Here is a 24,168-nt window from a genome sequence, read left to right on the forward strand (position 1 = left end):
TGCAATATCCTCGCCACCGCCCCATAGCATCTTCCTCCCGCGCTTCAGTTTCTCGATGTCAGCCACAATCAGTTGCCGAATCTGCCGGAGGTCCTCCCTGCTGGGCTTGAGTGGCTCGACGTCAGCCACAATCAATTGAGCAGTCTGCCGGAGAACCTCCCTGCTACGCTAACTACTCTCGCAGTTAACCGCAACGAGCTAACCAGGTTACCCGAGGCGCTCCCGCCCGGGCTCGAGCACCTCTTTGCTAACTATAACCAGCTAACCAGCCTACCCGAGAACCTACTGACGCAGTTGGGGGCTGATGCCAACGTAGATCTGTATGGAAATCCGCTGCCGGAGCAGGTGCTGACGAACCTGCATACAGCCGTCAGCGCCGCGGGTTATGCCGGTCCATCCGTCATGCTTCCGGACAACGACGCGAGTGAACTATCATCGACAGACGATGAACAGGACGCCTCTCTCACTGAAGCCGTCGCAGGCTGGCTCAGGGGCAATCCAAAAGACGGCGATCGGGAGGTGCTGGACGCTTGGCGGACCTCTGCAGAAGAGCCGGGTGCTGAAGAGTACGCGCTTTTCCTCGGCAAGCTGTTCGAGTCCGTCAACTCTGACAATCAGGAATTCCAACAGTCGGTGGCGAATGATCTGCGAGAGGCGGCGAAGAACCCGCAATTGCGTGCGCAGTACTTTCAGCTGGCCGCCGATGCTAACCAGACCTGCGAGGATCGCAGAACGTTGACTTGGAACGGTATGCAAACCGCACGTCTCATCGCAGACGTGGAGAACGGCGTCTATGACGATGGGGCACGCCTTCCCGATCTCATCGAACTGGGGCGCGTCATGTTCGGCTTGGACGCTCTGGAGGGGATCGCGCGCGAGAAGGCTGACTCGCTCGGCTCCGTCGACCGCGCCGAAAACATCGATCCCATCGAGGTCTATCTTGCTTATCAGAACAAGCTACGCGAGCGGCTGGGACTGCAGCACGTCGCGCCGAATATGCGCTTCTTTGAAGTTTCCGGCGTCACCGACGCTCACGTTGACAATGCAGAGATAACCGTGCGGAATAAGGAAGCGGCGGAAATTGCTGACTATTTGGCGACGGACTGGCAACCTTGGGACGATGTGGTTTCTCGCATCGCCCCTGACGACCATGCTGCGATGCAGGACCAGCTCATTGATGCAATGGGCGAAGAGTTCGACAACAGACTGGAGCAACAGCTCGCCGACAGAGGCTTGAGTGGAACTGATTCTGATCTCGTCGAGGATGCCAAGCGAGAATTAGGTGCCGAGGTCCGTAAGGAAATTGCCCGCGAGATCAAGGGCGCTCTAAGGGATAGGGTGCTCAATGATCACGGCCTCAGGCTGTGAAGCAGCCTTTGACTGCAGGAGGCTGTTAATTCGCATGAGGCGTAGCGCTGTCCGTCAGACTGCGGAGCGCCGACCTAAAAGCGGGCGCATGCTCAGGTGAGCGGCTAAAATTCGTGCAAGTAGCGGTGAGAGTCGGACTCCCTTCCCCGATGCCGCAACTGCACGAAAACCGCCGGAAAACAAGGAGTCCAAAAAGGCGGGGCTCGATTTTGTGACCACCGCCGTGTACCACCGATTCGGCCCGCAACGCGGGGCAAGCATCAGAACAGCGAGGCAGCCATGGTAAAACCGTTCCCGTCGAAGACCCATATCGGCAACCATATGCTGCATCCGGAAACCCTGATGCTGACCTATGGCTATGATCCGCAATTGTCGGAGGGCGCCATCAAGCCGCCGGTGTTCCTGACCTCCACTTTCGTGTTCAAGACGGCCGAAGACGGCCAGGACTTCTTCGATTACGTCGCCGGCCGGCGCGAGCCGCCGGAAGGCATGGGCGCGGGCCTGGTCTATTCGCGCTTCAACCATCCCAACAGCGAGATCGTCGAGGACAGGCTCGCGGTCTATGAGCGCACCGAAAGCTGCGCGCTGTTCTCGTCGGGCATGGCGGCCATCGCGACCACGATTCTCGCCTTCGTCCGCCCCGGCGATGTCATCCTGCATTCCCAGCCGCTCTATGGCGGCACGGAAACGCTGCTGACGAACACGCTTGCGCGGCTGTCGATCGGCGCGGCCGGCTTTGCCGACGGAATCGATGAAGCCTTGGTCAGGCAGGCCGCGGAGGAAGCGATGGGTCGGGGGCGGGTTTCAATGATCCTGATCGAGACCCCGGCCAATCCGACCAACGGCCTCGTCGACATCGCGATGATCCGCCGCATCGCCGATTCCGTCGGCAAGACCCAGGGACACACGCCGATCATCGCCTGCGACAACACGCTGCTCGGCCCGGTGTTTCAGCGCCCGATCGAGCACGGCGCGGACCTGTCGCTGTATTCGCTGACCAAGTATGTCGGCGGCCACTCCGACCTGATCGCGGGCGCCGCGCTCGGATCGAAGGCGATCATGAAGGGCATCAAGGCGCTGCGCGGCGCCATCGGCACCCAGCTCGATCCGCATTCGTGCTGGATGATCAACCGCTCATTGGAGACGCTGAACCTGCGCATGGAAAAGGCCGATGCGAATGCGCGGCTGGTGGCGAGCTATCTGCGCGACCACCCCAAGGTCGCCAGGGTTCACTATCTCGGTCATCACGAGGAGGCCTCGCCCTCGGGCCGTGTATTCGCGCGGCAATGCCTGGGCGCGGGATCGACCTTCTCGTTCGACATCGTCGGCGGCAAGGACGCGGCGGTGAAATTCCTCAACGCGCTACAGATCCTCAAGCTGGCGGTGAGCCTTGGCGGCACAGAATCGCTCGCGAGCCTGCCCGCGACCATGACCCATTCCGGCGTTCCCGCCGACATCCGCCAAAAGATCGGCGTGCTCGATTCCACCATCCGGCTGTCGATCGGCATCGAGAACCCGTCGGATCTGATCGCGGACCTCGCGCAGGCGCTGAACGCGGCTTGAGCGAGGGAATCAAAGCGGATTGGACGCGCGGCACGCTGAGGTTCGCAACGTCTCGCTGCTGGTGGCCTCGGCAGTCAATGCCGAGGGGGTCCGGGAGATCCTCGGCATCTGTGAGGGCGCCAAGGAGGACAAATCCGGCTGGTCATCGTTTCTGCGGCATCTCGTCGATCGCGGTCTCAAGGGCGTGCAGTTGGTGGTTTCCGACGCGTGCCGAGGTCTTGTCGAAAGCGTTGCGGATTATCTGCCCGAGGCACGCTATGAACGCTGCATGGTGCATTTTTATCGCAATGTCTTCAGCCACGTGCCGTCGACCCGGGTCCGCGAGGTGAGCCACATGCTCAAGGCCATTCATGCCCAGGAGAGCCGCGCCGCGGCCGACGACAAAGCCAGGACCGTCATCGCGGATCTGCGGGCAAGCCGTATGGCCAAAGCTGCTGATCTCGTCGAGCAGGCAGTTCACGAGACGCTCGCCTACTATGCCTTTCCAGATATCCATTGGCGGAAGATTCGAACGAACAATCCGCTCGAGCGCATCATGAAGGAGATCCGGCGACGACCCCGTGTCATCGGCGCCTTCCCCGACGGTCAATCCTGTCTCAACTTGGCGGCGGCCCGGCTGCGGCACATTGCCGGAACGGCGTGGTCGACCAAATGCTACATGAACATGCGACCGCTCTATCAGCCACAACTCTCTGAAACCGGAGCCGTCGCCTGATCAAAAGTGCGAAAGATTCTGGACAGTACCTTTCAATCCGGAGGTCGTCATAGTTCTTCTGTTTTAGCTTATACCTGAAAACACTTCCGTCCCCGTCCAAGTTGATGGTCGCCTTTACTTGGATATCAATCTTGGGGCGCATCGATTCGCCGGCCTCAATCGTGAGGTCGATACTATCACGATCAAAATGACGGGTGGCTACGACATAACCGGCGCTAGCCGCTACCGCACAAACGTACGCGAGTGAGTACGCTTCTTGCTTGTCGGTCTCTGCGAGAAGTGCATCCATGGCTTACCTTCAAACCACACTGCACCCCCATACCATAGTTCCCGCCGAATAGTCGATGCTTTGGTGCTCCGCCGCCCTCCTCGCCCCACTGCTCCACGCAGCCTACCGATTTGCGGGGGGCAACGTTGACGCCGGGCGCGCTCCGCCCGCCATGCTGACCAATCATCGATGCCGGCTCAATCTTCTTTCCAGGTTGATCTTCCGGCCATACGCGCACGACGCGCTGCATCACGCCATCCGCGTGATGATCTCAGTCTCAGTGACCGTAAGCAGCGCAGGCGCGACTCGGCGCCGGAAATGCGAGCGACGCTGTCCCTGCCACACCCGCGCTGCCGGTGAAGTTAGCGGCACGTGACTCGGCGATTCGTGACGGACAACGAAGCGCTGTCCCTGCAACGCACCGCTAACTTAGGTGGCCAGCCTTCCCCCTTGGATTGGCAAGACTGTCCACCTTTGCTCCTGAGACATATTCTCGTTCTCGAAAGCTTCTCGAGGAGCGCCACCAGATTATAGCGCAGACAAGTATCCGGGGCACAGAGCTGGCCCCGGTTGTTTGGACAGCGCCCCGCTGGATTTAAGTGGATTCCTGCCGGGTTATGCTGAACGCGGGGCTTTACGGTTTTGTCGTTGCGTCGGGAGGGCGTAGCCCGACCAGAGCGACGACAAAACCGTCGGCGACGGTCATGCGGCCATCACCATAGCTTGCGTGCCGAAGTAAGCCTCGTCGGGCGTGCGCCCGTCAAGGCTCGAGTGAGGGCGTCCCTGATTGTAGAAGGCCAGATACTTGGCAATTGACGCTCGCGCCTCGGACACGCTGTCGTAGGCGCGGAGATATACTTCTTCGTATTTGACCGTGCGCCAGAGCCGCTCGACAAACACGTTGTCGCGCCAGGCGCCCTTGCCGTCCATGCTGATGGCGATCTTCGCGTCCAGCAGCACATCGGTGAACTCGAGGCTGGTGAACTGGCTGCCCTGATCCGTGTTGAAAATCTCGGGCCTGCCGTGCTTCGCCAACGCCTCCTGGACCGCTTCGACGCAGAAGGCCGCCTCCATTGTGATCGAGACGCGATGGGCCAGGACCCGTCGGCTGAACACATCGACGACCGCCGCGAGATAGACGAAGCCACGCCGCATCGGAATGTAGGTGATGTCCATTGCCCACGCATGGTCGGGCCGCTCGATCTTCAATCCGCGCAACAGGTACGGGTAGATCTTGTGACCCGGAGCCGGCTTGCTCGTGTTCGGGCGACGATAGACCGCCTCGATCCCCATGCGCTTCATCAGCGTCGCGATGTGGCGGCGACCGGCGTATACGCCCTCCCGCCGCAGCAACGATCGCAGCATACGCGCTCCCGCGAAGGGATAATCGAGATGCAGCTCATCGAGCCGACGCATCAAGGCAAGGTCCTCGGCCGAAACTGGCCGAGGTTCATAGTAGACCGTGCTGCGAGCCAGCTTCAGGACCTTCGCCTGGCGCACGATAGAAAGATCATGATCGCGGTCGATCATCGCTTTGCGCTCAGCAGGCCCGCCTTGGTGAGCGCGCCGGACAAAAAATCGTTTTCCAACGCCAGCTCGCCGATCTTGGCATGTAACGCCTTCAAATCGACCGGCGTCTCGGCCGATGTCTTGTCATGCCCAAACACGCCGGCGGCGCCTTCCAGGAGCTGGTTTTTCCAGATCGTGATCTGGTTCGGATGAACATCAAACAGTTGCGCCAGCTCCGCCAGTGTCTTGTCGCCTTTGACCGCAGCCAAAGCAACCTTCGCCTTGAATGCCGGAGAATGCGTCCGGCGGCTCTTCTTCGTCATCTTCGCTCCTGATTCGCAGCAAGAATCCTCGCCGCTGTCAGGCAGAAAATCCACTCAAGCTACTGTCCGAATTTGCGGGGCCAGCTCTTCACCACACTCCCGCCTGTTCTGGAAAACCCGGATGCGGGCTCGATGCCTGCAGCCGGGTTCCGATAGGACCGAACGCGGACAGCCGCCCACCGGTCCAGACATAGGAACGGCCCCGCCGGGGTGGCGGGGCCGGTTGGGCGGGACCTCAGTCCCGGTTCGGCCGAGACCAGATCAACTGGAGGCCTTCCTCGCCTTCCACCTCGACCAGGGTGGCGTAGATGGGAGCCGGGAAGCTCGGGTCGTCGAGTTTGACCGAGAGGTAGTCCCGGCCGGTTTCCTGCGCGACGCGTTGCCAGGCCGCGCCGAGCTCGACATTAGCGGCCGCGAAGACGCGAAAGTGCGGGCCCTTGTCGGAGGGGTTCTCGATACGGCGGAACTGGGCCTTGACGTTGAGGGTGAGGGTGCGGATTGAACCGGTGAATCCGCCGTTGCCGTTGCTGGTGAAGGAGCCGATGGTCGCCATGGTATTTCGCCTTTCCTTGTGTTCGGACCGCGCCCATCGCGGTCTCGATGGCTGTCGGAAAGTCCGGGGACGATCGGACCGCACCTCGCAGAGGCCGCAATGCAATGGAGGACGGCAACTGGCGATTTTGTTAGTTGGCGAGGAATGTCGGCGCAGCCGGCAGGGGTCAGAAAATCGGCAGGCGCCGTTGCGGAAAGCCGATCGAGGCGAAGCCGGTCTCCGGTCAGACATGCCTCATCGAGCCCGCAGATGGGCCGGCACGCCCGCAGGAAAGGCATCACCATGACCCCGCGTCCATGGCGTCCATGCAAAGGGACAGTGGCGCTCACAGGCGAAACGCGAACTCCGGCGCCAACGTCAGGATGCGCTCCGCCTTCAGAACGACCGGCCAAGGGGACGGTCCCGGCAATTCGCAATGGCCCTGTTCGAGCAGCTGCCGAACCCAACAGCACGCCGCTGGCGAAACCGACACGGGACAACCCGCGGCCCGCGGCCAACGACCGCTGCACGACACCACATCCCCCATCGAGGTGAAGGGCGAGGATGACACAGCCATGATCGAAAGCGCCGCGCAGCCGCGACGAGTCTCACCTGAACGGCTCCGCGACTTGGCGGGCCGATTCATGTCCAACAGAGGTTGGAATTGCCTCGGGAGCGCCTATGTTCTAATGTGTCAACAATTCTTGGAACGGATGCCGCCATGACGATCACAACTTTGTCCAGCCGTGAGTTTCAGCAGAACGCCAACCAGGCGCAGAAGGCCGCGCGCAACGGCCCCGTCTTCATCACGAACCGGGGCCGCCCGACCCAGGTACTGCTCAGCTACGAGGACTATCAGCGGATCACAGGCAGACGCCGGAACATCGTGGCCGCCCTGTCCATGCCCGGCCTTGCAAGCATCGAGTTCGAGATCCCGCGGTCGAAAGATCTGCCCCGGCCAGCGGATCTTTCCTGATGTATCTGCTCGACACGAATGTCGTTTCGGAACTGCGCAAAGCCGGCAGCGGAAAAGCCGACCCACGCGTCGTGTCCTGGCTGTCGGCGCAAGACGCCGCATCCTTCTTCGTCTCGGCTGTCACGCTGATGGAATTGGACCTTGGCATCCTGCTGGTCGAACGTCGCGACCCGGCGCAGGGGGTCCTCTTGCGAACCTGGATGGACGACTACGTTCTTCCCGAATTCGCAGAAAGAACCGTGCCGATCGACAAAACCGTGGCGCTGCGTTGCGCGCGCCTGCATGTGCCCGATCCGCGCCCCGAGCGAGATGCATTCATCGCGGCCAGCGCCCTTGGGCATGGAATGATGATCGTGACCCGCAACGTGGCCGATTTCGAGCCCATGGGCGTCAAGATCGTCAATCCCTGGACCCATGGCGATTAAGGTTGCACGCCAGCGCCGAGTGACAACGCGCGCAGGCGAATAGGGGAAGGCTCATTGCCTTCCTCCGTCACAATCGGAGCGTGAAACATTACGCGGCCTCCCGCTCGGTCTGCGCCCGCGGCTGGAGATTGTGCAGATATGCAACGGCGCGCTGCGCAAATGCGTCAGGAAGCTAACTAGCTGCCCTCACGCAAACTTACCTCTCACATCTTGCAACCGCAGCCGCCAGTCACACCCGCCAAGATATAGGGCCCGAGTACCCGGTGGTCTCGACCAGCCTGATCGGTGACGAGCGCTGTCAGATCGTGGTACCGCCCGCCGTCTCCGCTGGCATGATCAGTCTCACGATCCGCAAGCCCTCGATACTGACCATGAACCTGGACGCTCTTGAGCGGGCAAAGCTATTCGATGAGGTCCGCTCCGCCAGTGACGAGCTGACCGCCGACGAGCATCGACTGCTCGCCCTGAAAGAATCCGGCCTCTGGCGCGAGTTCCTGGAGCTTGCGGTGCGCACCCGCCGCAATATCTTGATCTCAGGGGCGACCGGTTCGGGCAAGACCACTCTGTCCAAGGCGCTGATTGCGGCGATCCCAGCGGATGAACGGCTCATCACCATTGAAGACACTGCCGAGCTCGTCATCCCGCATCAGAATTGCGTCCGGCTGCTCTACGCCAAGGACGGGCAGGGCGTGACCAAGATTGGTCCCCGCGAACTCCTGGAATCGTCCTTGCGCATGCGGCCCGACCGCATCCTGCTGCAGGAGCTCCGCGACGGCACCGCCTTCTTTTATCTCAGAAACGTGAATTCAGGGCACCCGGGATCGATCACGACTGTGCACGCTGATAGCGCCCGTCTTGCCTTCGAACAGATGACGCTGTTGGTCAAGGAAAGCGCGGAGGGGCGTGACCTTCATCGCGACGATATCCGCTCATTGTTGCTGCATCTCGTCGACGTCGTCGTCCAGATGCAGAAGAGCGACGGCCGTTACCGCATCTCGGAAATCTACTATGACCCCGTTCGCAAACGCAACCACGCCCGTTAAGGCGGCGCTGGGCACGGCGCTTGCGCTCGGCGCCGTCGCAGTCTTCCTGCTGGTCGCCTCGAACGTTCTGCTGCTCGGACTCAGGCTCCACGATGGCGGCATTCACTGGTCGGAGATCGCCAAAGGCTGGCCCCGCTACGGCATCGACCCGCGTTTCGACCGCTGGCTGACGCTGTCGACTCTCGCCGGGTCAATTGTGGTCTTTGGCCTGCTGGGCGCCATCCTCCGGCACCGTCCGCTCCCCCTTCACGGCAAAGCCCGTTTCGCCTCCGAGCGCGAGATCAAGGCCCCTGGGCTGCGATCCAAGGACGGTCTGCTACTCGGCCGCAAAGACGGTGCTATGCTCTGCTTTGGCGGATCGGAGCACGTCCTCCTCTATGCCCCAACCCGCGCGGGAAAGGGCGTCGGCTATGTCATTCCAAATCTGCTCAATTGGCCGGATTCGGTCGTTGCGCTCGACGTCAAGAAAGAAAACTGGGATCGTTCCGCCGGCTTTCGCGCTGCCCACGGGCAGGAGATTCATCTGTTCGATCCGCTCGACGAGAACGGTCGCACCGCGCGCTACAATCCGCTGGGCTACATCCGCACCGATCCCGCCGACCTCTATGACGATCTGCAGCGCATTGCGGTGATGCTGTTTCCGGCCGAGAGCCGCGGCGACCCGTTCTGGTTCGAGGCGGCTCGTTCGGCCTTTGTGGCGATTGGCGGCTATGTTGCGGAGACGCCGGGTTTGCCATTGACGATCGGCGAAACACTGCGTCAGCTATCGGCCACACAGGATCTCAAGGCCCACTTCGACAGGATCATCGCCGACCGCAAGGCGGGTCCTTCACCGCTGTCGCGGCACTGTATCACGGCGTTGAACGACTTCCTCGCCGCCTCCGAGAACACCTTGAACTCGGTCCGCAAGACCGTGACGGCTCGGCTCGGTCTCTGGCTCAATCCCCGCATCGACGCCGCAACCTCGACTAATGATTTTGACCTGCGGCAGCTGAGACGGCGGCCCATGTCGATCTATCTGGGGTGACGCCCGATAATCTCGACCGCATGGCGCCGCTCCTCAATCTGCTTTTTCAGCAGGTGGTCGATCTCCGGCGATCTGGCAACGCCTGCAGGGTGGCGCGCGCGTGGTCGATCCGCTTGGCGTTGCGGGCATTGCGGCGGCTGACGATCTCGTCGATGAAGCCGCGGTAGGCGGCGAGATCATCGAAGTCGGCAGTGCCGCGCAACAGCAGCGCATCGGCGATCGTCCGCTTGAGATGGCCATGCGAGGTCTCGATCGCCCCGTTCTCGTGGGCGATGCCGCGATTGTTGCGGGGGAGGCCGCATGCCGTAATGGGCGCAAAGATCCTCGTACCGCCGGGTCAGATCGTCCCTCGGGTCGCGGTCGAGATTGCAGAACGCGGCCGACAGGCTGTCGGTCCGATGCTCCCGCGGTGTCCCACCGAGCGACCACAGGGCATTCTGCAGCCCTTCGGCCAAGGCGACGAAGCTCTCGCCACCGAGCACGACGTGGGCGTGTTCAAACCCGCAATAGGCCAGCCGGAAGTGATAGAGGCGATGTCCTCAGCATAGGGTCCACTTCACACATTTCCCCATAAGCAATCGCTATTTGTCTGGGACAGAGGCGAACGTTATTCTCATGTAAAGTACCAGTGAATTATCCAATCGCGGAGAGTTATTATGGATGGCGGCTTTTTTCCGAGCGCCGGAGCTGGGAACAGCTGGTACCATGAGCAGGTAGCGCAGCAGTCGGAGAACGTGCCTGCTGACCAGGCGAGTGTTGAGGAGCAGCCAGACGGGTTGCAGCTCAGTGCCTCTGATGAGCCCGAAACCAGCCCCGAACAGGCGCGTGGGGAGAGCCGGTCCCGGAATTCTGCACAGGGCGATAAGTGGAGTTTCTGCCTGACAGCGGGCACTCTGTGCCTGCGAATCAGGAGCGACAATGAACAGACGAGCCCGCCGGAACCACTCAGCGGCCTTCAAGGCGAAGGTGGCTCTGGCCGCCGTCAAGGGCGACCGAACCATCGCCCAGCTGGCAGAGCATTTCGACGTCCATCCCAACCAGATCACGACATGGAAATCGCAGCTTGAGGCAAGCGCTTCCGAGATTTTCGGACCGGGAGGCGGGACACCGGCCACGCCCGCGGTGGACGTGAAGTCGCTGCACGCCAAGATCGGCGAGCTGACGCTGGAGAATGATTCCTAAGAAACGGCACCAGCTCCCGGTTCCAACGGGTGCAGCACAAAGCCGAATGCCTTGGCAGGTCGGTGCAAATTGTTGATCACTCGCGTCCGATAGCGTGTCTCATAGGACGAGGCCCCGGGATCGACGTAGTCCATTCCGTGGCGCACAGCGTTGTAGAACAGGACTGCTATCTTGCGGGCCGTCGCGGTGACTGCTTTGGCCTTGCCAATGCGGGACGACAGTCTTCTATAAAAGGCGCCGAATGCGGTGTCAGTGCGTCCGACGGTTACGGCAGCAAGGCGCAGAAGAGCTGCGGCCCGGCCGCCGGATCGGCGCGTTCGTGACGAGAGCATTTTGCCTCCAGAGACCTTATTGCTCGGTGCCAACCCCAGCCAGGAGGTAAAATGCTTTGCACTTGGCCACGAGGTAAGGTCGTCGCCGCATTCTGCGATCAGCTTCAGCGAGAGGTAAGGACCGAGGCCGTCGATGGTGGTGACGTCCTTTCCGAGCAGCGCAAACAACGACGCGCGGACGTCGAAAGCCAGAGCGTTCGCTTGATCGGTTCTGTTCCGACGCCGCGAGACCGGCGGCGCTGATCCATGATTATGATCCCTCTGAATAGTGAGTTCCTTCAACACAGCTTCGATTCGGACATCGCAGGCAGATACCTTCTCGTGATACGCGTCATAAAGGGCGAGTGCCTGATCGAGTGCAAACAGATGCTCCGCGCGGTAGCTTCCGGTGAGCGCCTTCGCGATCGTCTCGACACTGGAGTGGCAACTGTAGTGGCGCAAGCACGCCAGCGTCTCAGGATCGCGCTCGCCGGCAAGGATCGCGCGAATGATGCGCAGGCCAGTCGCGCCCGTGATGTTGGCCACAACGTGGTGGAGTTGAAGATTCATCTCGGTCAATGCTTTTTGCATATGCTGGATGTGTGAGGCGGCGTACTCCAGCAGACGCTCGCGCTGACGCACGTAGGCTCGCAGCTCCGCAATCTGCCCTTTGGGCCGAAAGCTCGCGCGCAGTAGTCCGAACGAATGGAGGCGCTGCAGCCATTGCGCATCGCTGACGTCGGTCTTGCGCCCCGGCACGTGCTTGGCATCGCGCGCGTTGACAAGAAACACGGCAAATCCTCGTGCATCGAGAAGCTCAAAGATCGGAATCCAGTAGACGCTGGTTGATTCCATCACGACGGTCTCGACTCCGCATTCCACAAACCACTTTACTAGTTGATCGAGATCAGCCGTGAAGGTGCCAAAACTGCGTACTGGCTCAAGTGCGTGATCAGTTCCTACGGCAGCCATGTGCATAGTCGCGCCAACATCGATGGCAGCCGCGTTCGGGTGCACCATGGGCATGGTACGATCGACCTTGGACTTCGACTCCTTGCGGTTCATCTCCAATCCTCCTGCTGACAGAGAAGGGCTGAGCTGCGCAATTGATCAGATTCCTAAACGGGATCGCCTTTGCGGCGTCACCACTCTCAATTCCGCAACAGCTCATGGACCAGGTTTTTTGACGGGGTTAAATGCCACCAAAATCGTATCGGCCGCTCCCTTCCGAACGCAGTCTATCGCCAATCCGTTTCTATCCCACAGGGGGCGTGCAGCGCCGAGATCAGTTTTTTAGAAGGCGCGCTCACCAAGGCGGGATTGCTGAGCGCAAAGCGATGATCGACCGTGAGCACGAGTTGCCGATCACCAAGCAGGCGGAGGCTTTGAACATCAGCCGCGGCAGCGTGTACTACCTGCCGCGGCCGGTGCCGGACGCCGACCTTGCGATCATGCAGCGCCTCGACCGGCTGCACCTGGAGTATCCCTTCGCCGGCTCGCGTATGTTGCGAGGCCTGTTGGCTTTGCAGGGGTGCAAGATCGGCCGCCGGCATGTGAAAACGCTGATGCGGCGGATGGGGATAGAAGCGCTCTATCGCCGTCCACGGACGACAAAGCCCGAGCCGGGCCACAAGATCTACCCGTACCTGCTGCGCGGGATGGAGATTACGCGGCCGAACCAGGTTTGGGCGATGGACATCAGCTACATCCCGATGGCGCGCGGCTTCGTCTATTTGGCGGTTGTGCTCGACTGGTTCAGCCGCCGCGTGCTGTCGTGGCGCATTTCGATCACCATGGAGGCGGCGTTCTGTGTCGAGACGCTTCAGGATGCCCTGGCTCGTCACGGCAAGTCGGACGTCTTCAACACCGATCAGGGCTCGCAGTTCAGCGGACAGGCTTTTACCGGCGTGCTCGCCGCCAACGGCATCGCGATCAGCATGGACGGCAAGGGAGCCTGGCGGGACAACGTGTTTGTCGAACGGCTATGGCGCAGCGTCAAATACGAGGAGGTGTATCTGCGGGCCTATGACAGCGTCAGCGCGGCGCGCACCTCGATCGGCCGATATCTCGACTTTTATAACAGCCGACGTCCCCATTCGAGTCTTGACGGCAGCACGCCGGATCAAGCCTACTTCACCCCGCTGCCACTCCGCCTGGCAGCCTAACCCCGGTAGACGCTCCACTTATCGACGCGGAGATCCTGTTCAGACAATCGGGACCAGCTCTGAACTCATGGAACCGCTTCTCGTCGCCCGACGCGTTTTACGCGAACAGTTCACACAACTGCATCGCAAAGTGCTTCTACTTGCCCGGGAAAGCGAGGTCTGTCGTCAAGTTTTGTGTAAGAGCGTCTCTGTGAGGGGTTTGCGGGGTCAGCGGACTGACCCCATGGGGTCAGTCCGCTGAGCCTGCAAAGCGCTCGCCGAACTGGATGGCAAACTGGCCCATTGCGGCCGTCCATGCAACCGGTCGTCGCCAATGGATGCCGGCATTTCTGATGGCGAGGTAAAGCAGCTTCATCGCCGCCTCGTCGTTGGGGAAGCTGCCGCGTGTTTTGATGATCTTGCGCAGCGAACGGTTCAGCGCCTCGACCGTGTTGGTGGTATAGATCATTTTGCGTATCTCCGGCGCGAAGGCGAAGAACGGAATGACGTGCTCCCACGCCCGGCGCCAGGCCGCCCCGATCGCGGGATAGCGCTTGCCCCACTCGGCTTCGAAGTCCTCGAGCCTGAGCAGAGCGGCGTCGGCATTCTCGGCATGATAGATCGCCTTGATCGAGGGAAGGATCGCCTTGCGATCCTTCCAGGACACGAAGGATAGGCTGTTGCGGATCAAATGCACGATGCAGGTCTGGACCATCGCCTTGGGAAAGACGCTGTTGATCGCCTCGGGAAAGCCCTTCAGACCGTCGACGACGGCGATCAGGATGTCGGCGACGCCGCGGTTCCTCAGATCGTTCATGACCTTGAGCCAGAATTTGGCGCCTTCGGTTTGCTCGATCCAAAGCCCGAGCACGTCTTTCTCGCCCGATGCAGTGATGCCCAGCACGACGTAGACTGCCTTGTTCTTGACCATCCCCTCATCGCGAATCTTGACCCTGAGCGCGTCGAAGAAGACCACCGGATAGATCGCTTCCAGCGGCCGGCTCTGCCATTCGCGGACCTCGTCGAGAATCGCGTCGGTGACCTTGCTGATCAGATCGGGGGACACCTCGGTGCCGTAGAGCTCGGCCAGATGGCCCTGGATCTCCCGTACCGTCATGCCCCGCCCGTAGAGACTGATGATCTTCTCGTCGAAGCCGTCGAAGCGGGTCTGGCCCTTCGCGACGATCACCGGTTCGAACGTGCCGGCGCGGTCGCGCGGCACCTCGATCTCGATCTCGCCGTCGTCCGTCAACAGCGCTTTGCTGCTTGTGCCGTTGCGGCTGTTGCCCGACCCGCGGCCCGCCGGGTCGCCCTTCTCATAGCCAAGGTGGTGGGTCAGCTCCGCACCCAGTGCGCGCTCCAGAAGCGCCTTCTTCAGTCGTCTGAAAAGCCCGTCTTCGCCGGCTAAGTCTTCTGGCTTGAGGCTGCCCCCGGCAAGAAGCTGGTCCAAAATCTCAGGTGAAAAATCCGTAGCCATGTGAGTCTCCTGTCAAAGGTAAACTCACAGAAACCATCTTACACCGAGTTACTGACACCCTCCATGAAGAAGATTCGAACATCGGCGACGTGCGGCCGGGCCTGATCCAGATAAGCGAGCAAGGCATCCCCGGCGTCTTGCGGCAATGGTAATCTCGTCTCCCGCCGCCCCTTGCCACGAACCGACAGTGTCGCCTGTTGCCAATCAACATCGGTGAGACGAAGAGAGAGAATGTCGCCGGCCCGCAAGCCCAGTCGTGCCAACAGCAGCAGGATCGCCCGATCACGCACGCCAGTCGCCGTGGTCTGATCGCACGTTGCAATCAACGTCTCGACATCCGACGAGCGGATGTATCGCGGCAGCGACGACAGTCGCCACTGCGGAATGATTGGCACAGCCTGATCGAGTCCAGCTCGGCACAACCCCCGTGCGCTGAGGAACCGCAAATATCCTCTCAGCGCCATCGTCATCGTCTTCACATAGGCCAGCGAGACCCGCTTCGTCTCTGCAATGATCACGTCGCGAATGAGCTGAGCATTCCAACTTCGCGGCCTGATGCCAAGCGCCGGGAGCAGCCGCATGACCATGCGACCGTGCCGATCTATTGTCAGCTCTGTGACGCCGCGATGCTGTCGCAGCCAGTCCTGGAACTCGACCACCCGGCGGTGGGGCGTCGGTAATGCGGGCTTCGGCTTGCGCTGGACGATTCCGCGCTCGCCGAGAAACTCGATGAACCGGCGTACCCGCCTCACGTACTTCGCGGACACGCTCCTCTCGCGACGGATGCCGTGGCATCGACAGCGATGCCGAGCGAACCGATCGGCGACGCCATCATCGATATCAGCGACTGCGATCTTGGCCAGCGTCAGCCATTGCGCGAGGTGACGGGCTGCAGCGTCATAGCCGCTCACCGTCAAGCTCTTATGCCCCAACACCGTCAGGTGTCGTGTGAACTCCGTCACCAGCGGGTCGAGATCGCCTGCGTCCATGCAGCGCAGCCCGTGGCAGTGATCCTCACTCGACTTGGCCATTCCTTGTCTCCCTTTCGTTGCCATCAAGGCAGGAAGAAAGGCCTCAGATTATGCTGAGTGAGAAAGAGGGCAGCAGGAACTAAACTGTTGATAACGAAGCGGGTCTCGGATTGAACGGCCGCACACTCCGCATAATCGTGGGCTCCGCATAATTGCGGAAGTCGACTGGATGGCTGGCCAGGAACACCTTCACGCCGGAGGGGATCATGCCGAACGGACCGCCCGGATCACCCGCTGCAACTGCGCCTCGTCGACGTCCACGTCGGCGCGCACGATCACCTCGCCAATGGCAATTTCGATCACCGCGCCTGACACAGACGCCACCACAACCTCGCGACTTGACGGCCGCGAGGGACAATGCAACTCGGCCCGAGCATCACGGCGCCAGGCGAACAGCTGCGACGGGTGAATGCCGATCCGGCGGGCGATCGCCGATACGCTCGCGCCAGGCTCCAGCGCCTCTACCACAATTTGTGCCTTGAACTCGTCCGACCAGCGTCGGCGAAGCTGCCGCGGTGCTCCATCGAGACGGTCGGCGACCGCCTCGATCATATGGAAGGTTCTAGTTCCAGAACTAGCCCGTCCTATTCGTGAGAGTGCGGCTTTTTGGCCCGATTGATGCGGCCGCACATCTTGTCTGACGAGGCGCACAGGATTGCCTTCGGCTTTTCACCGCCTGACCACCTGTACTTTGCAACGCGCTTGAGGGATAGGTTGGGCGAACGGGGGGCGGACGCCCCGCCGGTCAAGGACTGAGCGGCAGCAGCGCGCCGGGCAAGCCGCGGATCAGATCGGCTCGGGACATGCCGCGGCGAACGCAAGGCGAATGCGGCTCGTGGTCTCGACCACACGGGCAGCGAGTTTCAAGAGACGAAGACGCAGCGTCGCGAACTCGGCAGTGGCCAATTCCCGGGCTTTGGGAATGGCGTCGCGCACGGTCAGCATCAGCCAATAAGCGGCCGTATGGAGCACGAGACGGACCTGGTTGGCGAGCGCCGAACGGCAGCTGGTGCGGTCGGAGGCGAGCTGCGTCTTATGCAGCTTGATCAGATTCTCGGCTTGGCCGCGCGCGCAATACAGGCTGTCGTAGATCCACTCGGCCGAGCCGACATCGAGGCTGGTGACGACGAAACGGATGTCGAGGCCGAGCATGGTCGCCTCAATACGGGCGACAGTGCGCCGTTCGCGATCCCAGGACTTTGCCTTGTGGCGGGTCTCGGTATAGCCACGCAGAACCGGCAGGTTCTCGATGGCGCGTCGGGTGCGGATGTCGTCGGCGACCTCGTCGACTTTTCTGGCGAGAGGCTTGGTGCCGGACAGACCGAAGATGTAGTCGATGCCGTTGGTCTCGCACCACGCCATGGCCTCCGGCCGGGCATAGTGCCCGTCGCCACGGAACGTAATTTGCGTGTTGTGCCATCGCGTGCGGATATGCCGTACCAGGCGGCGCAGATGGGCACGCACCTCGACGCCGCCCGGCGTCTTGCCGGGCCGCAGCACGACGGCCACGGGCCGGCTCTTCTCCGTGTCGTAGACGTGGATCGGCAGAAAGCAGCGTTCATCATAATGAGCGTTGAACAGCGAGAGCTGCTGATGGCCGTGGACGACGTCGCAGGTATCATCGATGTCGAGCGTGACGGATGCCGGCTCGCGCGGGTAGCTATCCATCCATGCGTCGACCAAAATGTAGGTCAGCCGGATCACGTCGCGCAGGCGCGGCGCATTCTCCAGGCGTGACAGCGTCGGTTGGGAACACAAATCCCGGCCCGTGTCCGGTAGGCGACCGCAGGCCAGCTTGAATGCGGGATCGGACCGCAGATGATCGAGGTCGTCGGCGTCCTCGTAGCCGCAGCAGATCGCGAACATGCGCGCGCGGAACATATCGACAAGGCTGTGCACGACCCGCGTCGGATCGCGCCGATCCGGGAACACCCGGGCCAGATTGTCGGCCAAACCGAGACGCCGCTCGGCCATCGCCAGAAGCATCACGCCCCCATTCGAGGTTAGGCGTCCACCATCGAAGGCAGCTGTGACTTTCTTGGCGTGAATGGCTGGAAACGAGAAGGGCGGAATCGTATCGTCGGTCATGGCGGGCGTGGCGTTCGCGGTTGGAGGTGATGGGGTTGGCTTCACAACCGAATCCTACGCCGTATCAGCGCTTTACACCACGCTCGCCAGCCTCTCGGGCGCCTCTTACGAATAAGACGGGCTAGGCTCAGACATAGAAGCTCACATCGGCTCACAAACTCAACAGCCGATAGCCGATCGCTCACCCACTCCGCTAGACGGGGTCTCTTTGCCGCTTACAGCTTTGCGGCGAGCCCGCCGCTTACGGACGGTGAGCCCTTGTATGGGGCTTGTTTTGTCAAGAAGTTCGGCAGTGCAACGCATGTCTTGTCCTTCGTCAGTTTCTTTGTTCGATCTGAAAGCCCGTTTCTTCGTCCCGACCCGCGGCAGCGCCAGGCCGTCGCGCGCAGGGGCTGTCAAGGTTGGCCGGCGGACCAACCTTTCGAGATGCTTCGCTCTTGCGAGGCCATACCTTGACAGCTTCGAGCACGCCGGCACGGTGGGGTGCGGTCGGGATGACGATCAGAGGGGAGCCCGCTTTCGGGCGCGGATCAGTCGCGCCACAACCTTGTATCCGGTGGGTCCAGGGACCCGAACCATGATGCAGTCATGCGCATCGGCAGCGAAGCTCCGAGGCGGCGGACCCATTCTTCCTCTCGGCATGACAGCCATGGGGCAACTCGGGACCCCGCCACCTCGAACCGTCATCGGCGGCCCGTCACAAGCGGACGGAGTGGGCCGAAACTGTCGGGTGCCTTCAGTGACCTCCGTTCATTGCGCCGGGCGCAGAACGACGCCGTCCGGTACCACGCCCTCGCGCACCAGCCGCCACAGGGCGATCAGAAGCTTGCGCGCCAAGGCCACGATCATGGTCTTGCGAGTGCCGCGGGCGCTCTCAGTGCGGCCTCGAAACCACTGCGCCAAGGTGCTGTCCTTCTGGAGCATGAGAAATCGCCACGCCAATTGGATCATGCCGCGTCGAACCCGAGCGTTGCCGGAACGGGCCAGCCCTTTCTCTCGCCGTTTTATCCACTCTCGTCGGGCGAACCCGTGAGGCCGGCATAACGTGCGACGGCCCGTCGATCGCGCATGTTTCGCGCCAGCACCTCCTGCACCAGCATGGCGGCCGTCTCGATGCCAACCCCGATCACCCGCGCCAGTAGGAGCACCATGGCGTTTGGTCCATCACCGGGCGCTTGCTCGATGCGTTCCAGGCGAGCATCCTCGATTTGGCGGATCTGATCATTGATCAGCTGGCGGCGCTCCATGTCGCGACGCAGCTCAGCCAACATGTTGGGCAGTATTGGCTCTCCCTCAGGAGTGCGCAAATCTTCAAGGCGTCCGGCTGCCTTCTTTAGCTTGGGATTGAAGCCGCGGATGCCCAGCCGAATTAACGCTGCTTTCATTCGGTTGACGATCCGACTCCGCTCTCCGACGAGGCTCTCGTGCTCGCGGTTGGGCCGCTTGGCGTCTTCGTCCTTGATTGTCGGGATCGCCACCATCTTGCAGTGATCACGCTCGCCGCGCAGCCAGCCGAGAAAAGAGCGCTTGAGCAAGCTGGTGTCGAGCCGATCGGTCTTGGCGCGCCGGTGCTCGCGCGATACCGCGACGCTCGATGCGTGAATGACGTGGGCCTCAATATCATGTGCCCTGAGCCAGCGCGCCAGCCAGAAGCCGTCACGGCCGGCCTCGAAAGCGACAGCGATGCGTTTGATGTGATGCCCAGCCTTCGCCGCTTCATCTCGCCATCGATGCAGCAATTTCAGCAATGCGCTCTCATCGACCGCGAGCTTCTTCAATGGCTGGCGCTCGACACCAGGCACAATGCCGGCGACGAGCCAGCTCGACAGGCTCAGTTCGATAACGGCGATCAGCGTGCCGTCCGGATCGAGTGGGCTCGGGGATCGGCTCAGATCGTTCAACTTTTGCATGGGGCGCTCCATCGGTTCACATTAGCAACGATAGATGCAATATCCTCGCCACCGCCCCATAGCATCTTCCTCGCGATAAAGCCGGTAGATCCGGTTGATCCCCGATGGCTCGCCCTCCCGCCGCAGCAGGACGAACAGCCGGCGGTAGCCGAAACGCCGCCGCTCGTTGGCAAGATCGCGCAACCGGCCGCGCAGAGCCGCGTCCGCAGGGCGGCCGGAGCGATAGCGGATCATCTTCCGATCCGCGCCCACGATCGAACAGGCCCGCCGTTCCGACAGGCTCATGACGGCCTGCAGATGCGCGACCGCAGCGCGCTTGGCGGCGGGCCCTACCATTTTTTTGAAAGGAGCTCGCGAAGGGCGGCCGCATCGAGCATCTGCTCGGCCAGAAGCTTCTTCAGCTTCGCGTTCTCCTCCTCCAGGGCCCTCAGCCGCTTCGCCTCGGAAACGTCCATGCCGCCGAATTTGGCCTTCCAATTGTAGATCGTCGCTTCGGAGACCCCGTGCTTGCGAGCTAGGTCGGCCGTCTTCGCTCCGGCCTCATGCTCCTTCAACACCGCGATAATCTGCTCTTCTGTGAACCTTGCTCGCTTCATCTGTCCGTCCTTCTTCGGGCCGGACTCTAACTCCTTCTGGAGGAAATACTCAGTGGCAGGTCAGGCCCTTCAAACTCACGACGATAGCATGACGATCAAGCCCGTTGCCCACGTCACGAGGGCCGCGTAACGTTCATTCCGGCAACGCCGGCCCGACCTAGTTCGACAGCGATCGGGAGATCCCAAAACTTGTACGGGCCAGCGCGACATCACCGCCTTCATCGAGGGCTTCTGCAACCGAACCCCGGCTCCATTCCGCACCGGATATATCACCGCGGTGTCGAGATGGAGGAAGATCAGTTCGGCGCGTCAGTGTGCGCACAGAGGTCGGATATTGAAGGATCCGATGCTGCGCGGCGGCACACATTCGCGACCGATCTGCTGGAGACCGGAGCCGAAGTGCGCATCAACTTTTGGAGCGAGAGATGAACAAGCTCGGGTTAGCGATCGTGTACTCGGCCAGACGCAAAGCTGGGTGCCGAAGCCTCTTCGAGTGTCATCTTCTCAAGCATCAGATCCGTGACAAGTTTGCGGAGGCGCCGGTTCTCGACCGTGAGCTCTTCCAACGCACGACGCATTTCATCCATGCTAGCACGAGGAGGAGGATCCCTGCCCGCGTTAGGCCCCTCCGAAGATTGCCCCACGTCCTTGCTGAGCGGCAGTTTCCGCCAACGATGGAGCGTCATAACGCTCACGCCAAGCGCCTCACAGATCGAGACCTGGGAGCTGCCTGCTCGAGCCAATTCATCCGCCTGAGCGAGTTTCAGTTTAATCTCTTGATGAGAATGTTTTTTCATTCGGACTAGGCCGGGTTCCGACAAAGTAACTCGCCGCCGGCTTGAACTGAGTGGCGGGTGCTGTCAAATAACATACAACGACGTCTGCTAACCTACAAAGGTATCATACAGCCCCGTTGTTAGCGCTACCAATGAAAGCGTTCAAGATGAATATCGAGTTTCGATCGGCATTTTCATCTTTCACAAAGCAGTCATCCGGCCTGAACGGCAACAAAGCAGGTGGAGCATGATGCGAGCCTCCAAGTTTTGAACTCCTAGCAGGCGCTTCATCCTGGAGCTAGGCAGGAACGGGGTTGCCGGCCGAGACCTCCCGAATGGCGGGATTGCCCAAGTCGCCCATCTGAGACGGAGAAGACCGAGGGGCTGCTGACCATCGATATGATCAGCTGAAGCGGACGGCAGAAGGGCGCCAATCGCAATGTGTGTTTGGGCAGCAAATGGAGGAAATCGTCCTTGCATTACGTTTTGACATCTTCATCTCAATGATCTGGATAGCCGGCAAGTGGTTGTTGCGCAAGGACCTTCAATGGGAATCAGTGACTCCGTCACGTGCCATGATTGTTCAGCATCGATGACTCTTTCGGGCAAGCACGTCGCAACCTGGTCGCGCTTGGTCACGTGCCGTGCTGACATCGGTGTAGCTCGTGGGCCATTCTTGCACAGGAAAAGCGACTATTTGCCGCGGGTCAACCACTGCAGAAGCTATCCAACCTTCAGCGAGGGGTCGTGTTGGTGGGGATCTCATCAGGCGCAGAACAGGACTGATCCAGCCTTTCCTGGGGGATAGCAATATCCCTCCCCGACCCGCAGTGTTGGCTCAGAAACCTCCGGAGTCGCCAAGCAGATCGCCGAACTTGCGAGGCTAAGCTCGGTGAAATGAGTGCGGCCAGTTGGATCTTTTCATCCTTGACACGCACTACTCACAATCTTAACATTGAACATAACATATGCTGCGGGTTTCTAATCTTCACAATCGCGCGCGGCGACTGGATGGTCACAGCGTGAAGCGCCTTGACGTGACCGGAGCATCGCGTCGTCCTCAATAAAAACCGAAAGGGCCTCCAATGGCTATATCTTACCTGACGAAAACTGAGTTGGACCAGTTTCTCCACCATAACGGAAATCACATTGAGGCGAGCGTCAGGTCGGCACTGATCGACTCGTTAGAACGTAGCGGAGTGTACAGCGATCATCCTGGGGATACTTCGAAGGCTGCGTTTCAGTCTGGACCGTTCGGAGGGGCTGTTCCAGCAGGCGTTCAGATCCTCGACATTACGCAGTCGACCACCGTCGAGACCACGCCAAACCTGAAGGCGATTATTTTCGACGACGCTGGCGGCAAGACGCTCGATGTGATTGGCGGGCATAATGATGTGTTCATCGCCATGGGAAAAGGTTCCGATAGCGTGAACATATATGATTATGGGAACGACACGGTCTATGGCGGTAGCGGCAACGACGCGATCCGCGGCGGACACGGTAACAGCTCACTGTTCGGCGGCGCAGGCAACGACAGTATCTATGGTGGCAGCGGCAACGACACTTTGGATGGCGGCAGCGGTAACGACTATCTTGAGGCGGGCACCGGCGCTCAGGTGCTCGAAGGCGGCAGCGGCAACGACATTCTGCGAGATCTATCGTCGGGACACAGCACGCTTATCGGTGGCGATGGCAACGATACGCTAATTGGCGTTCAGGGCGATGTCTTTGCGGGCGGTGACGGCAATGACGTCTTCTGGGTCTATGGTGAGTCAGGAGCGAACTCGACGCTGCAGGGAGGAAATGGCAACGATACATTCCATCTTCAGACCCACACCGGAAATGATACGATTATAGGCGGCGCAGGCTCGGACACCGTGGATTTCGCCGATCGCTCCTCCTTTGATGTCACCAAGGTCGATGTCGACGAGAAGACGAACTCCTACACGCTGCACTTCGGAGACAGCCAGACGGTGGTGGTCAGTGGCGTCGAATATCTCCACTTCACCGATGGAGACGTGCACTTGCCGAAGCTCTGAATCGGCACCTGCAAGCTGCGCTGAGAAAGCCCCGCTCATGGCGGGGCTTTGCCTTTGAGCTCAGCGCTTTCGCATCTTATGTAGGATGTCCTTTCGTTGGTGGCTGTGTTGTGGTTTGCTAATGTTATCATCTGGCCCTTTCACCGCGCGGTGCGGGCACGGATTGGTCTCTCACGATGAAGCGATTGCTCAACGCGGGCTCAGGATCCGGTACGGCACAGCGCATCGCCCGGATGATGGTCAACCATGATTGGGAAGAAACCCGATTCGACATCGACCCCGGCGTCAAACCAGATGTGATCGGCTCGATCCTTGAGTTGACTGGCGCGTTCAAGCCTCAGTCCTTCAACGCGGTGTGGACATCGCATGTGCTCGAGCACCTGTATGCCCACGAGGTCTACCCTACATTGCGGCAATTCCACCAGATCCTCAAGCCCGATGGTTTCGCCTTGATCGTGAGCCCGGATCTGCAATCGGTCGCTCACTTCATAGCCCAGCATGGGATCGGCGCAATAGCCTATCATTCGCCGGCGGGGCCGATCAGGCCGCTGGACATGCTCTATGGCCATTCGCGCGCCATCGAGGAGGGACGCGTCCACATGGCCCACCGCACCGGATTTACGGCCGAGCGACTCGGTAATCTCCTGCTGATGGCCGGGTTTGCGACCGTTTCGGTCAGCAGCCAAAATTTCGAGGTCTGTGCGCTCGCGCTGATGCCTGAGGCCGACGACGAGGCCATCCGAAGGTCTTTGTTAGAGTACGGCTTCAATTTCCAGGAAGCCAAGGCCTGAGGTATTTGTGAGTGCGGCCAGCCGTTCCTCACAATTTAACGATGAGTGAGGCTGGTTTTTTTCGCCGCTCAATG

The 24,168-nt window shown here is 60.8% G+C and carries 15 protein-coding genes and 7 pseudogenes; 11 read left to right on the plus strand and 11 right to left on the minus strand.

Features of this window, described 5'->3' with window-relative positions; translation table 11 throughout:
- The first annotated feature begins 72 nt into the window (after positions 1 to 72).
- The 3 genes from ABIF91_RS44435 to ABIF91_RS44445 all read left to right on the plus strand — a co-directional run bounded on the left by ABIF91_RS44435 (position 73) and on the right by ABIF91_RS44445 (position 3,646).
- Positions 73 to 1,368, plus strand: coding sequence for an NEL-type E3 ubiquitin ligase domain-containing protein (locus ABIF91_RS44435; RefSeq protein WP_051394042.1), 1,296 nt, complete (start codon positions 73 to 75; stop codon positions 1,366 to 1,368).
- Positions 1,369 to 1,647: 279 nt separating this feature from the next.
- Entirely contained in the window at positions 1,648 to 2,931 is a 1,284-nt protein-coding gene (locus ABIF91_RS44440; protein ID WP_028154486.1) for a cystathionine gamma-synthase family protein, read from the plus strand.
- Positions 2,932 to 2,950: 19 nt separating this feature from the next.
- A complete protein-coding gene (locus ABIF91_RS44445; RefSeq protein WP_225005992.1) occupies positions 2,951 to 3,646 on the plus strand; it encodes an IS256 family transposase in 696 nt (231 codons plus the stop codon).
- Here the strand turns inward: ABIF91_RS44445 and ABIF91_RS44450 are convergent.
- From ABIF91_RS44450 to ABIF91_RS44460, 3 genes are all read right to left on the minus strand, one after another.
- Positions 3,528 to 3,935 (minus strand): DUF4365 domain-containing protein, encoded by a 408-nt coding sequence (locus ABIF91_RS44450; RefSeq protein WP_129557665.1) that lies wholly within the window; start codon positions 3,933 to 3,935, stop codon positions 3,528 to 3,530. The genes ABIF91_RS44445 and ABIF91_RS44450 overlap by 119 nt on opposite strands.
- A 681-nt stretch (positions 3,936 to 4,616) precedes the next feature.
- Positions 4,617 to 5,746 (minus strand): IS3-like element ISRj2 family transposase gene (locus ABIF91_RS44455; RefSeq protein WP_129557670.1). Its coding sequence is split into 2 segments (ribosomal slippage): positions 4,617 to 5,494 and positions 5,494 to 5,746, totalling 1,131 coding nucleotides; the frame shifts between segments, so codons are not numbered across the junction.
- 235 nt (positions 5,747 to 5,981) lie between these two features.
- Entirely contained in the window at positions 5,982 to 6,299 is a 318-nt protein-coding gene (locus tag ABIF91_RS44460; RefSeq protein WP_027584750.1) for a DUF736 domain-containing protein, read from the minus strand.
- A gap of 700 nt (positions 6,300 to 6,999) precedes the next feature.
- Here ABIF91_RS44460 and ABIF91_RS44465 point away from each other — a divergent pair.
- From ABIF91_RS44465 to ABIF91_RS44480, 4 genes and pseudogenes are all read left to right on the plus strand, one after another.
- A complete protein-coding gene (locus ABIF91_RS44465) occupies positions 7,000 to 7,254 on the plus strand; it encodes a type II toxin-antitoxin system Phd/YefM family antitoxin (RefSeq protein ID WP_028152609.1) in 255 nt (84 codons plus the stop codon).
- Positions 7,251 to 7,679 carry a type II toxin-antitoxin system VapC family toxin gene (locus ABIF91_RS44470; protein ID WP_284278404.1) on the plus strand — a complete coding sequence of 143 codons (429 nt, stop codon included), beginning with the start codon at positions 7,251 to 7,253 and terminating at the stop codon, positions 7,677 to 7,679. Before ABIF91_RS44465 ends, ABIF91_RS44470 begins: the two co-directional genes overlap by 4 nt.
- Before the next feature lie 182 nt (positions 7,680 to 7,861).
- Positions 7,862 to 8,722: pseudogene (gene virB11 / locus ABIF91_RS44475) on the plus strand (P-type DNA transfer ATPase VirB11); the annotation flags it as partial.
- Complete coding sequence (locus ABIF91_RS44480; RefSeq protein ID WP_424579895.1) at positions 8,688 to 9,749, plus strand: type IV secretory system conjugative DNA transfer family protein; 1,062 nt, start codon at positions 8,688 to 8,690, stop codon at positions 9,747 to 9,749. The pseudogene virB11 and the gene ABIF91_RS44480, both read left to right, overlap by 35 nt.
- A gap of 61 nt (positions 9,750 to 9,810) precedes the next feature.
- Here ABIF91_RS44480 and ABIF91_RS44485 read toward each other — a convergent pair.
- Positions 9,811 to 10,279 (minus strand): annotated as a pseudogene (locus ABIF91_RS44485) (IS21 family transposase); the annotation flags it as partial.
- Between the two features lie 388 nt (positions 10,280 to 10,667).
- On the opposite strand from ABIF91_RS44485, the pseudogene ABIF91_RS44490 reads away from it, so the two are divergent.
- Positions 10,668 to 10,925 (plus strand): annotated as a pseudogene (locus tag ABIF91_RS44490) (transposase); the annotation flags it as partial.
- 2 nt (positions 10,926 to 10,927) lie between these two features.
- Here ABIF91_RS44490 and ABIF91_RS44495 read toward each other — a convergent pair.
- Positions 10,928 to 12,307 (minus strand): IS110 family transposase, encoded by a 1,380-nt coding sequence (locus ABIF91_RS44495; RefSeq protein WP_284278389.1) that lies wholly within the window; start codon positions 12,305 to 12,307, stop codon positions 10,928 to 10,930.
- 221 nt (positions 12,308 to 12,528) lie between these two features.
- Between ABIF91_RS44495 and ABIF91_RS44500 the strand changes: the two are divergent.
- Positions 12,529 to 13,407: pseudogene (locus tag ABIF91_RS44500) on the plus strand (IS3 family transposase); the annotation flags it as partial.
- A gap of 229 nt (positions 13,408 to 13,636) precedes the next feature.
- On the opposite strand, the gene ABIF91_RS44505 reads toward ABIF91_RS44500, so the two are convergent.
- The 6 genes and pseudogenes from ABIF91_RS44505 to ABIF91_RS44530 form a co-directional block, all read right to left on the minus strand.
- Positions 13,637 to 14,863, minus strand: coding sequence for an IS256 family transposase (locus tag ABIF91_RS44505; protein WP_424578759.1), 1,227 nt, complete (start codon positions 14,861 to 14,863; stop codon positions 13,637 to 13,639).
- Positions 14,864 to 14,901: 38 nt separating this feature from the next.
- Positions 14,902 to 15,894, minus strand: coding sequence for a tyrosine-type recombinase/integrase (locus tag ABIF91_RS44510; RefSeq protein WP_284277918.1), 993 nt, complete (start codon positions 15,892 to 15,894; stop codon positions 14,902 to 14,904).
- Positions 15,895 to 16,098: 204 nt separating this feature from the next.
- Positions 16,099 to 16,446: a transposase gene (locus ABIF91_RS44515; protein WP_038946114.1), complete on the minus strand. Its 348-nt coding sequence runs from the start codon at positions 16,444 to 16,446 to the stop codon at positions 16,099 to 16,101.
- A gap of 193 nt (positions 16,447 to 16,639) precedes the next feature.
- Positions 16,640 to 17,982, minus strand: a pseudogene (locus ABIF91_RS44520) (IS1380-like element ISBdi2 family transposase).
- A 750-nt stretch (positions 17,983 to 18,732) separates the two neighbouring features.
- Positions 18,733 to 19,892: pseudogene (locus ABIF91_RS44525) on the minus strand (IS110 family transposase).
- A 45-nt stretch (positions 19,893 to 19,937) separates the two neighbouring features.
- Positions 19,938 to 20,488: pseudogene (locus ABIF91_RS44530) on the minus strand (transposase); the annotation flags it as partial.
- Between the two features lie 1,891 nt (positions 20,489 to 22,379).
- Here ABIF91_RS44530 and ABIF91_RS44535 point away from each other — a divergent pair.
- Together ABIF91_RS44535 and ABIF91_RS44540 are read left to right on the plus strand one after the other, a co-directional pair.
- On the plus strand, positions 22,380 to 23,303 hold the full coding sequence (locus tag ABIF91_RS44535; protein WP_348522404.1) for a calcium-binding protein: 924 nt from the start codon (positions 22,380 to 22,382) through the stop codon (positions 23,301 to 23,303).
- 176 nt (positions 23,304 to 23,479) lie between these two features.
- Positions 23,480 to 24,094 (plus strand): class I SAM-dependent methyltransferase, encoded by a 615-nt coding sequence (locus tag ABIF91_RS44540; protein WP_155251987.1) that lies wholly within the window; start codon positions 23,480 to 23,482, stop codon positions 24,092 to 24,094.
- Positions 24,095 to 24,168 lie beyond the last annotated feature (74 nt).

It is taken from the genome of Bradyrhizobium sp. USDA 241, assembly GCF_049739505.1.
GTDB lineage: Bacteria > Pseudomonadota > Alphaproteobacteria > Rhizobiales > Xanthobacteraceae > Bradyrhizobium > Bradyrhizobium liaoningense.